Source organism: Tenacibaculum aiptasiae, assembly GCF_008806755.1.
Taxonomy (GTDB): Bacteria; Bacteroidota; Bacteroidia; order Flavobacteriales; family Flavobacteriaceae; genus Polaribacter; species Polaribacter aiptasiae.
Genome location: NZ_WAAU01000045.1, coordinates 1 through 220, shown reverse-complemented (window position 1 = coordinate 220; position 220 = coordinate 1). Strand labels below are relative to the sequence as shown.

1 protein-coding gene is annotated in these 220 nt (G+C 24.5%); it reads left to right on the top strand.

Features of this window, described 5'->3' with window-relative positions; genetic code table 11:
- Positions 1-220: condensation domain-containing protein (locus tag F7018_RS17935; protein ID WP_150901483.1), on the top strand; the 220-nt coding region annotated here is incomplete at both ends.

The following is a 220-nucleotide window of genomic DNA, read 5'->3' as shown; positions in this document are numbered from 1 at the left end:
TTATCAATAATAGAGCATGAAGTTCCTTATTTAGTATCAAAATTTGATTTAGAGTTAAATGTTTTAGATCAAGATTCAATACGTTTATCAATTACTTATCGAAAAGATTTATTTGAAGCTTCAAGTATAGCACGTTTTTCGGGTTATTTAGAGCAAATGATTGATGAAGTATTAAACGATAAAAATATCTTAATAAGAGATATCGATATTTTATCAGATT